The organism is Peptoniphilaceae bacterium AMB_02, assembly GCA_036321625.1.
GTDB lineage: Bacteria > Bacillota > Clostridia > Tissierellales > Peptoniphilaceae > Microaceticoccus > Microaceticoccus formicicus.
In genome coordinates this window covers 1,867,148-1,877,635 of the sequence record CP143259.1, presented here as the reverse complement: position 1 = coordinate 1,877,635, position 10,488 = coordinate 1,867,148, and the positions used below count along the sequence as shown (strand labels likewise).

General features: G+C 37.7%; 9 protein-coding genes and 1 CRISPR repeat array (1 of these 10 running past the window's edge). All 9 genes read left to right on the top strand.

Translation table 11 applies throughout. The annotated features are described in order from the left end of the window. Positions 1-59: direct repeats of the CRISPR family, unit length 36 nt (it extends 1,230 nt beyond the left edge of the window). A 152-nt stretch (positions 60-211) separates the two neighbouring features. The 9 genes from VZL98_09020 (at position 212) to VZL98_08980 (ending at position 10,324) form a co-directional block, all read left to right on the top strand. After that, complete coding sequence (locus VZL98_09020) at positions 212-1,924, top strand: ABC transporter substrate-binding protein (GenBank protein WVH62835.1); 1,713 nt, start codon at positions 212-214, stop codon at positions 1,922-1,924. 131 nt (positions 1,925-2,055) lie between these two features. Next, a complete protein-coding gene (locus VZL98_09015; GenBank protein ID WVH62834.1) occupies positions 2,056-3,045 on the top strand; it encodes an ABC transporter permease in 990 nt (329 codons plus the stop codon). Further along, positions 3,038-3,874 carry an ABC transporter permease gene (locus tag VZL98_09010; GenBank protein ID WVH62833.1) on the top strand — a complete coding sequence of 279 codons (837 nt, stop codon included), beginning with the start codon at positions 3,038-3,040 and terminating at the stop codon, positions 3,872-3,874. Before VZL98_09015 ends, VZL98_09010 begins: the two co-directional genes overlap by 8 nt. 11 nt (positions 3,875-3,885) lie before the next feature. After that, positions 3,886-4,686, top strand: a complete 801-nt coding sequence (locus VZL98_09005; protein ID WVH62832.1) for an ATP-binding cassette domain-containing protein — start codon at positions 3,886-3,888, stop codon at positions 4,684-4,686. Then, positions 4,683-5,297: an ATP-binding cassette domain-containing protein gene (locus VZL98_09000; protein ID WVH62831.1), complete on the top strand. Its 615-nt coding sequence runs from the start codon at positions 4,683-4,685 to the stop codon at positions 5,295-5,297. Before VZL98_09005 ends, VZL98_09000 begins: the two co-directional genes overlap by 4 nt. Positions 5,298-5,313: 16 nt before the next feature. Further along, positions 5,314-6,117 (top strand): MBL fold metallo-hydrolase, encoded by an 804-nt coding sequence (locus tag VZL98_08995; GenBank protein WVH62830.1) that lies wholly within the window; start codon positions 5,314-5,316, stop codon positions 6,115-6,117. 141 nt (positions 6,118-6,258) lie between these two features. Further along, on the top strand, positions 6,259-6,702 hold the full coding sequence (locus VZL98_08990; protein ID WVH62829.1) for a MarR family transcriptional regulator: 444 nt from the start codon (positions 6,259-6,261) through the stop codon (positions 6,700-6,702). A 29-nt stretch (positions 6,703-6,731) separates the two neighbouring features. Further along, a complete protein-coding gene (locus tag VZL98_08985) occupies positions 6,732-8,489 on the top strand; it encodes an ABC transporter ATP-binding protein (protein ID WVH62828.1) in 1,758 nt (585 codons plus the stop codon). After that, positions 8,486-10,324 carry an ABC transporter ATP-binding protein gene (locus VZL98_08980; GenBank protein WVH62827.1) on the top strand — a complete coding sequence of 613 codons (1,839 nt, stop codon included), beginning with the start codon at positions 8,486-8,488 and terminating at the stop codon, positions 10,322-10,324. The genes VZL98_08985 and VZL98_08980 overlap by 4 nt, the downstream gene beginning before the upstream one ends. The last annotated feature ends 164 nt before the right edge of the window (positions 10,325-10,488 follow it).

Below are 10,488 nucleotides of genomic sequence, written 5' to 3'. Positions count from 1 at the left end.
CATGGCGTCTGTTACTTCACGTTGTTTGAGAGTAGTGTAATTTCTTATGGTTATCAATCATTCTGCAAAAAAAAGGGTATTTAATTAATAATTACTATTAAATACCCTCTTTTTGCAGTTATTTCCCCATCCCCCTATTTACATTCTCGTTAGTCTATGCTAACATGAATATGTTAGCTTTTTCTAACTAAAACAATAACAGGAGGGTAACATGAAGTTAGTTAATAGAGTAGTTTTATTGTTGACGATAATTGCTATGTCTGTATTTTTGTATGGATGTGGTAAGAGTGAGCAGGCTGCTGATGATAAGGCGAAGCCTACTGAGGAAGTCGGTAAGACTGAAGGTGATGAGAAAGAGAAGGCGAAGGAAGAGGAGCCTAAGGAAGAGGTTAAAGAGAAGACCGAGGAGAAAAAGGATGAGCTTGTTATTTCTGTTGGGACTTCTTTTGATTCGGGAAAGTTTGATCCGAAGCAGAGGTATGGATCTCACCAACAGCACAGGCTGACACATAGTTCGCTATTAAAGTATGATGTGGATCTAAATTTAATTGGCGATTTGGCTGAGGATTACAGTATAACTGAAGACGGACTTGAGTGGAGTTTTACTCTAAATCCTAATGTGAAGTTTTCAGACGGAAATCCTGTAAAGGCTGAAGATGTAGTATTTACTTATGAAATGCTTAAGGAAGATGGGATTGCGTTTGATTTGTCTTTCATGGAGAGCATTGAAAAGACCGATGAAAATAAGGTGGTTATCAAGCTGACTGAACCTAGGAGTGTTTTTGTAAGTCAAGTTACTGAGATACCTATAGTTCCTGCAAATCATTATGATGAGAACTATACTAAGAACCCGATAGGTTCAGGCGCTTACAAGGTTGTGGAATATCGAGAGGGAGAGCAGGTTATAATGGAGGCTAATCCTCATTATCACAAGCCACTTAACTTTAAAAAGTTGACCTTCTTACTTCTTAAAGAAGATGCTGCAGTTGCTGCTGCTAAGACTGGAGAACTAGATATATGTGTAACTCCTCCGAGATATGCCGACCAGAAAATTGATGGAATGGTGGTTCAGGCTTGCGAGTCCATTGACTCAAGAGGTATTACTTTACCAACTCTTCCATCAGGTAACAAGGGTTTAATCCATGGAGTAGAGGTTGAAGTAGGAAATGATGTAACTTCTGAAGTGGCAATAAGAAGAGCACTAAATGTCGGTTTAAGTAGGAATGATCTATGTGAACTTGCGCTTAGCGGTTACGGAAAGCCTGCATTTTCAGTATGTGATGGACTTCCGTGGTTTAATGAAGATATTGCTATTAAAGATGGTGATATTGAAGCTGCTAAAAAGATTCTAGAAGAGGATGGATGGAGTGATACAGATGGTGACGGAATCGTTGAAAAAGACGGTAAAAAAGCATCGTTTAAACTGTATTACAATGCTCAAGATCAATTGAGATCCGATTTATCCATAGGGGTTGCAGACCAAGCAAAAGCTTTTGGAGTTGATATAGAAGCAGTTGGAAGCAGCTGGGATGAAATTTTTAAAATAGGTAAAGCAAATGCTGTCCTATGGGGCGGCGGAAGACATCATCCGGGTCCCCTTCATAATAACTATTCAAGTGATTTAATTGATGTTGGATATAATAATATGCCTCAGTTCAGCGATCCTAATGTCGATGCAAATCTTGAGAAAGCAATGAAGAGTGCAAATATTTTGGAATCCTATGAATACTGGAAAAAGGTTCAATGGGACAAGGATACAAACTCAGGCGTTGCAGGCAATATGAGTGCTCCGATGATCTGGCTAACCAGAATCGATCATGTGTATTTTGTACGTGAAGGTTTAGATCTTGGCAGACAACAAGTTCATGCCCATGGACATGAGTGGGGTTTGTTTAATGATATGGACACTTGGGGATGGAAATAATTTTTATTTCGATTAGTATCAGTATTAAATGTGAATTTAAATTTTAAATAGATGGTTTTAAACATATGAATTGACCAAGGAGCGTTCTCTTTGGTCAATTCATGTATATTATGGACCAAAGGAGGTTAATTTTGATAAAGGATAATGCATTGTTAAAAGTATCGATTATTCTCTTTAGAATGATTCTTTTAATTTTGGGGCTAGCCCTTTTAACTTTTACTCTGGCTCATTATTCTCCAATTGATCCTGTACAGGCGTACTTGGGTGCAGAAACTCATGCAACTCCTGAACAAGTCGCGCAAGTGGAGGAGCAGTGGGGATTAAATAAGCCTATGAGCGAACAGTTTTTCCACTGGATACTTTCACTTATAAAAGGTGATTTTGGAATGAGCAGACTATATAAAGCACCGGTACTTGATGTTGTGAGTGAAGCTTTTAAAAATTCCCTGATACTGATGATGACTTCATGGGTATTGTCCGGAATCGTCGGCTATGTACTAGGAACTGTTGCAGCATTTAGAGCCGGTAAGATGGCTGATAAAATAATCAAATGGTACTGTTATACACTGGCATCCATACCATCAAATGTAATAGGTTTGATTTTTTTAGTTGTTTTCGGTGTAATTCTTAAGATATTTCCAATTGGATTATCTTCACCAATAGGCATACTTTCACAGGATGTTACTTTTGCTCAGAGACTGCATCATTTTGTCCTCCCTTGTGTAACCCTTAGTTTTCTGGGGATTGCAAATGTGGCAATGCATACCAGGGAAGAGATGCTCAAAGTACTTGATAGCGAATATATACTCTTCGCCAAAGCAAGAGGTGAGAGTACATGGGAACTATTTAGTCATCACTGTATTAGAAACACGATTATTCCGGTACTGATGCTTCAGTTCTCATATTTCAGTGAACTATTTGGAGGATCTGCTCTTGCTGAGATAGTCTTTGCATATCATGGACTGGGTTCGGTAATGACAACAGCAGGTTTGAAAGGGGATTTGCCTCTACTTCTGGGAACCATAGTTTTTAGCTCACTATTTGTTTTCTTTGGTAATTTTATTGCAGATATCTTCGCGAAAATTGTCGATCCTCGTATTAAGGAGGCTGCATATGAATAGTATAGCTAAAAAATGGAATAATAGACAAAAGATGCTTTTAAATATAGGGGTTTCGATAGTTTTTATATCTCTTATAATACTGCTTAGTTTTTTGATTCCTGAAAAACTGCTAAGTACTGATGTCAAATCTAAAAATGTCCTACCTTCAATGACACATCTATTCGGTACTGATTGGCTAGGGAGAGACATGTTTGCAAGATCGATTTATGGTCTTAAGCTTTCGATGTCAATCGGATTATTGACCTCGGTGGTGAGTGTTGCCATTGCACTGACTCTTGGCTCAATCTCGGCACTTGGAGGGAAATTCCTGGATGGTATTGTGTCGTGGATTATAGATTTATTCATTGGAATGCCGCATTTGGTATTCATGGTTTTACTATCATTTATGGTAGGTGGAGGTAAAAAAGGAATCATACTCGGAGTGGGACTGACTCACTGGCCATCGCTTGCGAGGTTGATTCGATCGAAGATTATGCAGGTAAAATCAGAAAACTATATTCAGATTAGCAGACAGATGGGAGCGGGTAGATTTGAAATCTTCAAAGAACATATACTTCCTCATCTTCTACCTCAGGCAATAGTCGGATTTATCCTTCTATTTCCTCATGTCATACTTCACGAATCAGCACTGACCTTTTTGGGCTTTGGTCTATCTCCTCAAACTCCTGCCATGGGAATCATATTGTCGGAAGGTATGGGATATATTTCCACAGGATCATGGTGGCTGATACTACTGCCCGCAATTCTCTTAATAATGTTGGTCAAGTGCTTTGGGGTCATAGGAGAGAAACTCGAACTGCTCTTAAACCCTGTAAAGTCACATGAATAGAGGAGGTTATGATGAATACTGAAAAAATAGTTGTACCAGCTCCATTACTGGAAATTTCAAATCTATCCATAGGATTTATCCAGTATTATGAGGGTACTAAACAGAGAATTATTGAGCCGGTATCTGATTTGAACCTGGAAGTAAACGAGGGCGAAATTGTAGCGATTGTAGGAGCCAGCGGTTCAGGAAAAAGCTTACTTGCACATGCGGTACTTGATGTTCTTCCGGGAAATGCCATAGTTAACTATGAGATGAAATACAAGGGTAAGAGAATAGATTCTCTTGATTTGAGAAATCTTAGAGGTAAACAGATTAGATTTATTCCTCAATCTGTACAGTATCTGGATCCTACGAGGACTATTGCCAATCAGATAAATATATGTAAAAAGATGTCCAAAAGTGAAGTCGTTGAATTGCTTGAGCTATTCTCTCTAAAAGAACATGTATGCGACTTGTATCCATATGAGTTATCCGGTGGGATGCTTAGGAGAGTACTTTTTGCGACTTGCTATGGTGAAGAAACTGAACTGATTATCGCGGATGAACCGACTCCGGGGATACATCCTGCAGCACTGGAAGAGATACTTAACCAGTTTAGATTATTTAAATCGAGGGGCATTAGTGTTATCTTTATTACTCATGATATGCCGAGCGCAATGGAGGTTGCAGACAAGATAGCAGTGTTTAAAGACGGCAGGGTAGTTTCGGTACAAAAACCCGAGGATATTCTAAACAATAATGAAATAGATGATTATACTGAGCATCTATGGGCAGCTCAACCCATCAATGATTTTATGGAGGTGGCGAGATGAGTCTAATTGGAGAAAATTTGAGTTTTGGTTATAATAAAAATAGTATCCTGTTTGAAAATTTGGATATTGAAATAAAAAAAGACGAGATAATTGGGCTTAGAGGATATAGTGGTTCCGGTAAGACGACACTTGGTAAAGTGCTCGCAGGATACCTGCCCATGCGAACAGGAAGAATCTATGTAAATGAAAAATTACAAAATGATAAATTAAAATTCAATCCCGTACAAATGATTCATCAGCATCCTGAAAAATCCATCAATCCCAGATGGAAAATCCATAAAGTTTTGGAAGAATCGGATATTGAAAAAGAGTATATTATGGAAAAATTTGGGATATCCCATGATTGGTTGAACAGATGGCCGATTGAGCTTTCAGGAGGAGAACTTCAGCGTTTCTGTATGGCAAGAGCTTTTGATAAAAGGACTGAATTTATAATTGCAGATGAGATTACTACGATGCTTGACGGTATAACCCAGGCAAATATCTGGAAGACGATAACCGAGCTTTGTGATAGCAAAAAAATCGGTTTGATGGTCATAAGTCACGATAAGGCATTATTAAACAAGCTCTGCACCAGAATAATCGATTTTAACGAATTGGTTAAAACATAATTTAGGAGATAGAAAAATGAGCATAATTAATTTTTTTGCACATAATATAAAACCCAGAAAGCTGGAGGGGACGGGTATGCTCAACCCTGCAAATACTTCGGTTATATCGGAGAATGTAAGCTGCATAAGACAATGGGATGTCAATATATGGTTCTATACTAAAAATGGTACTACCATAGCCTTTGATTCAGGATACGAAACTTTCCCTGATTTGGAAGGGGAGTTTGTGAAAATAGGTGTTGATCCTAAATTAATAAAAACGGTCTTAATAACCCATGCAGATATGGATCATGCCGGAGGAATCAGCGATAAAGGTACAAGAATTTTTCCGAATGCATGTGTATATATACACGAAAACGAAGAGGATATGCTACTTGGAAAAGAGGAGAGATTCGTGTTTGGACCACTGAGGATAAAAAACCCAATTGTATATAGCGGAAGGTACTGCTGCTTAAAAGATGGTGAGACTATCTATATAGAGGGGATTAAAATTGAAGTGTTCTATGTTCCGGGACATACACCTGGACATGCTAGCTACTTGGTAGACGACAAGGTTTTAATTACCGGTGACTCTCTTGCCATAAATAAAAATGGAGGATATGCATTTTTTGATTTCTTTAATATGAATTCAAAACAGTTAAGGCAATCACTTGTTGAGTTTAAAAACAGGATAAAAGAAGTGGATGTAAATCTCGTATGCACGGGGCACAGTGGTTACACGCGTGATTTTAAAAGTATATTCAATCATATAGATGAGCATGGAATCGGAACCAAAAGAGCGCCTTTTGACGATAGGGCACCTCAAAATGCTTTCAAATAATAGTAAGATGGGAAATCTTCGGATTTTCCATCTTTTTTATTTTTGAAAGCTTTGGAAGTTAATATTTGCATAGTAAAAGACTTGACAAATTAGCTAATAGATATATAATACTAATAGTGTTAGGTAATTAGGAGGTGGATTATGGATTACGAAATTTTGGCAAGAGAACTCTTAGAATATATGCAAAGGCTATATAAATCAAAGCCACAAAAGAAGATTACTGATGCTATGCATGGAGAGAAGAGCATTATGGCCTGTTTAGCTTTTAGTAAGGATGAGAAAATAAGCCCCGGTGATTTATCCGAGGAACTTAATATCAGTTCTGCAAGAGTAGCTGCAGCACTTAATGGACTTGAAGACAAGGGTTTTATTAAAAGGAGTATAGATCCTTCTGATCGAAGAAAGATTCTTATAGAGATGACGGAAAAAGGGAAGAAAGAAACAAAAAAACATATGGATACGATGATTAAAAAGACTGCAGAAAATCTAAAAGAACTTGGAGAAAAGGATGCAAGTGAATATGTGAGAATCCTCGGACGATTATCGGAAATTATGAGTAGAAGGAATAGTGAAGATATGGAATAGGTTTTTCCATTATATTTTGAGGAGTTATTATGATAAAAATATTGAAAAAATTAAATAAAACTGAGCTTTTCATGGGCTTTTTTGCGCTTGTTTTTATCGTTGCACAGGTTTGGCTCGATTTAAAACTTCCGGATTATATGTCTGAGATAACAAGACTTACTCAAACTCCAGGCAGTGAAATGTCTCAGATTTGGATTGCCGGTATAAAAATGCTTATTTGTGCATTGGGAAGTTTTATATCTGCAGTAACAGTTGGGTATTTGGCCTCGAAAATTGCAGCTTCATTCTCGGCAAGGCTCAGGAGTATGCTGTTTTCCAAAGTTGATTCTTTCTCTATGGAGGAAATCAATTTGTTTTCAACTTCCAGTCTGATTACTAGATCTACAAATGATGTAACTCAGATCCAGATGATTATTACTATAGGACTTCAGCTTATGATTAAGTCTCCTATTATGGTCGTATGGGCAATTAGTAAAATTGCTGGTAAAGGCTTTGAATGGACTGTAGCGACCGGATTGGTAGTACTTGTGATGATAACGGTGATAGCAACTGTCATGTATTTCGTGTATCCTAAGTTTAGGATCATGCAGAGCTTAACTGATAATATAAATCGCGTCATGAGAGAAAACTTAAGCGGCCTGCCTGTTGTAAGAGCTTATAATGCCGAAGTATATCAAGAAAATAAATTTGAGATAGCAAATAATGAACTGACCGATACTCAGCTTTACACCAGCAGGGCAATGGCTATAATGATGCCTGTAATCACAACTATGATGAGTGCACTATCCCTTATTATCTACTGGATAGGAGCTGTTTTAATCAATAGTGCTCAAATGATGGATAAATTAAATATTTTCTCAAATATGGTAGTTTTTTCATCCTATGCAATGCAGGTCATTGTTTCCTTTATGATGCTTGTAATGGTATTTATACTTGCACCTAGAGCATCGGTATCTGCTAAGAGAATTAACGAAGTTTTGGAAACGAAAGCTAGAATAAAATCGGGAGATGTCTTGGAAGGATTACCGGGTTACGAGGGAGAAGTGGTATTTAAAGATGTATCTTTTAAATATCCGGATGCTTCCGATTATGTACTTCACAATATAAGTTTTACTGCAAATAGGGGAGAAACCATAGCTTTTATAGGGTCAACTGGCAGTGGAAAGAGTTCAATTATCAATCTGATTCCAAGGTTTTTTGACGCTACCGAAGGTGAGATATTTATAAATGGTGTCGAGATAAAGGAATATGATTTAGATGCACTAAGAAGAATGATAGGTTATGTACCTCAAAAGAGTTTTATGTTTATGGGGACAGTAGAATCCAATGTAAATTTTGGTGACAAATCCTTAGACAATACCATGGAAGATGTAAAAAAAGCCATAAGTATAGCGCAAGCTCAGGACTTTGTAGAAAACATGGGTAATGAGTATAATTCGGAAATCACTCAAGGCGGTACCAATCTATCAGGTGGTCAAAAACAAAGACTTTCTATTGCCAGAGCCATAGCCAGAAAACCTATGTTCTATATCTTTGACGACAGTTTTTCTGCTCTTGACTATAGAACTGACAGGATTCTCCGAAGTACTTTGAAAAGAGAAACTTCAGGGGTTACTACATTTATAGTGGCTCAGAGAATCGGCACGATTATGGATGCAGATAAAATACTGGTGGTAGATAAAGGTGAAATTGTAGGAATAGGAAAGCATTATGAACTACTTGAGAGATGTGAAGTGTACAGAGAAATCGCATTGTCTCAATTGAGTGAGGAGGAGTTGTCCGCATGAGTGAAAACAAAGGACCTAAGGGACCGATGATGGGACCCGGACGTGGCGCTGTAATCGAAAAACCGAAGAACTTTAGCCTCACTTTAATAAAATTAATAAAATACGCTAAGAACTATGTACCTGCTATATTAATAGCTCTCATCTTTTCACTGGTGAGTACATTACTGCAGATTCTCGGACCGAATAAGCTTAGAGAAATGACAGATATAATCTTACTTGGATTACCACGAATAGTGGATGGTGTGCAAGTATCTCAGGGAATAGATATGGATGCGGTTGGCAGAGTGGGTTTCATTCTCATAATATTCTATTCAGTTTCATTAATCCTAGGTTTTGCACAGAACTTTATTATGTCAACTGTAACCCAAAGGATTTCAAGAAAAATGAGATCTGATATATCGAGTAAGATTAACAAATTACCTCTCCAATACTTTGACAATACAAGTCATGGCGATGTGTTAAGTAGGGTTACCAATGATGTGGACACTGTTGGACAGACCTTAGGGCAGAGTGTTGGTAATTTGGTTACGGCATTTGCTATGTTTTTTGGATCGATTGTGATGATGTTTTACAATAGCTGGATTTTAGCATTAACCGCGATAGTATCGGGTATTGCAGGGATTTTACTAATGGCTTTTATAATGAGTAAAACTCAAACTTATTTTAAAAAGCAGCAAGAAGACTTAGGTGCAATCAATGGACATATCGAGGAGATGTACTCTGGGCACAATGTCGTACAGGTATACAATTATTCGGAAAAATCAAAAAATGTTTTTGAGGAAATCAACACTAAACTCTACGACAGCGCATGGAAATCTCAATTTCTTTCCGGTTTAATGATGCCGATGATGGGTTTTATAGGAAACTTTGGATATGTTGCGGTATGTGTCGTCGGTGCAACGCTTGCTATGAACGGGATCATTTCTTTCGGTGTCATCGTAGCATTTACTATCTACATTAGATTATTCACTCAACCACTATCCCAGTTTGCTCAGTCCTTCAATAATCTGCAGAGGACGGCGGCATCCGGGGAAAGAGTTTTTGAACTCTTGGAAGAGAGTGAATTGTCAAATGAAGAAGATAAGCCTAGTTTATTAGAGGATATAAGAGGAGATGTCGATTTTGTAAATGTCAAATTCGGATATACACCTGAAAAAACCGTCATTAACAATTTCTCGGCGAGTATCAAAGCGGGGCAGAAAGTCGCAATTGTCGGACCGACAGGTGCAGGTAAAACGACTATCGTAAACCTGCTGATGAGATTCTATGAAATCGAGAATGGAGATATATTGATAGATGGAAAATCAATAAGAGAAGTGCCGAGAGAAAATGTCAGAGACCAATTCAGTATGGTCCTTCAAGATACTTGGATTTTTGAAGGTAGCATTAGGGAAAATATCGTATATAATAAAGAGAATGTAAGCGATGAAGAGGTTATTGAAGTGTCTAAAGCAGTTGGCATTGATCACTTTATTAAGACACTTCCCAAAGGTTATGAAACAATACTGAGCGATAAGGACTCTTTATCAGCAGGTCAAAAACAGCTGATAACAATAGCAAGAGCAATGATTCATGGTGCACCGCTAACTATCCTGGACGAGGCGACGAGTTCTGTGGATACGAGGACTGAAAGAATGGTGCAAATAGCTATGGATAAATTGACAAAGGGAAGAACCTCTTTCGTAATTGCCCATAGACTGTCAACCATTAAAAATGCAGATTTGATATTAGTGATGGCAGATGGGGATATTGTAGAAAGTGGTAATCACGAAGATCTTTTGGCTAAAGGATCATACTACTTCGATCTATATAATAGTCAGTTTGAAGCTGTATAGAAAATAACAAAAAAGCTGTTTCAAAAGGGGATTAACAGAAACAGCTTTTTTATGTTAACAAATCCATGTGGGATTTATTCTATGTGAGGTAGAAAAAGCACACAAAGCCAAGGATATCATGTGCTTTTTCATTGGGAGATTGTCAGTATAATTATTTAGGGTTT

What these genes read in the sequence shown, in the direction of transcription:
- VZL98_09020 (WVH62835.1), top strand. Translation starts at nt 212, where the DNA reads ATGAAGTTAGTTAATAGAGTAGTTTTATTGTTGACGATAATTGCTATG.
- VZL98_09010 (WVH62833.1), top strand. Translation starts at nt 3,038, where the DNA reads ATGAATAGTATAGCTAAAAAATGGAATAATAGACAAAAGATGCTTTTA.
- VZL98_09005 (WVH62832.1), top strand. Translation starts at nt 3,886, where the DNA reads ATGAATACTGAAAAAATAGTTGTACCAGCTCCATTACTGGAAATTTCA.
- VZL98_09000 (WVH62831.1), top strand. Translation starts at nt 4,683, where the DNA reads ATGAGTCTAATTGGAGAAAATTTGAGTTTTGGTTATAATAAAAATAGT.
- VZL98_08995 (WVH62830.1), top strand. Translation starts at nt 5,314, where the DNA reads ATGAGCATAATTAATTTTTTTGCACATAATATAAAACCCAGAAAGCTG.
- VZL98_08990 (WVH62829.1), top strand. Translation starts at nt 6,259, where the DNA reads ATGGATTACGAAATTTTGGCAAGAGAACTCTTAGAATATATGCAAAGG.
- VZL98_08985 (WVH62828.1), top strand. Translation starts at nt 6,732, where the DNA reads ATGATAAAAATATTGAAAAAATTAAATAAAACTGAGCTTTTCATGGGC.
- VZL98_08980 (WVH62827.1), top strand. Translation starts at nt 8,486, where the DNA reads ATGAGTGAAAACAAAGGACCTAAGGGACCGATGATGGGACCCGGACGT.